1 protein-coding gene is annotated in these 784 nt (G+C 46.6%); it reads left to right on the forward strand.

The window, feature by feature from the left end:
• A partial coding sequence (locus R8O11_RS26840; protein ID WP_318194825.1) for a helicase-related protein occupies positions 1-784 on the forward strand: 784 nt, incomplete at both ends.

Consider the following 784-nt stretch of genomic DNA (forward strand, 5'->3'; position numbering starts at 1 on the left):
TTGGGCTTTGCGCCTGAGCTACGTCGTATCCATAACGCGGCGAAACACCGTCGTCGTCAAACGTTGATGTTCTCAGCAACGTTGGACCACGCAGAAGTGAACGATATTGCTTCTGAAATGCTCAATGCGCCAAAACGTATCGCAGTTGGCGTATCTAACGAAGAACACAAAGATATCACGCAAAAATTCTACTTGTGTGATCACCTTGATCACAAAGAAGCGATTCTGGAACGCGTACTTTCTGAAGCGGAATACCGTCAAGTGATCATCTTTACGGCAACGCGTGACGATACCGAACGTCTAACCGCGAAGTTGAACGAGAAAAAACTGAAGGCCGTTGCTCTGAGTGGTAACTTGAACCAGACGCAACGTAACACCATCATGAGCCAGTTTGAGCGTGCGGTGTTTAAGATTCTGGTAACGACTGATGTCGCTTCTCGTGGATTGGATATTGCGACAGTGACTCACGTCATCAACTTCGATATGCCAAAGCATACAGAAGAATACGTGCACCGCGTTGGTCGTACTGGCCGTGCGGGTAACAAAGGTGATGCGATTTCCCTGGTTGGTCCAAAAGACTGGGATAGCTTCAAGCGTATCGAAACTTACCTACAGCAAGATCTTGCATTCTCAGTGTTTGAAGATTTGAAAGGTAAATTTAAAGGTCTGAAACCACCTAAGAAAGATTTCCGTAATAAGAAAGCGACGACGAAAAAAGCGCGTCCTCAAGCGAAGAAAGTGGCGAAGCAACCAGCTAAACGCGACAAGAGCTTCTACAAAAACG

Source organism: Vibrio sp. 1288 (genome assembly GCF_033344475.1).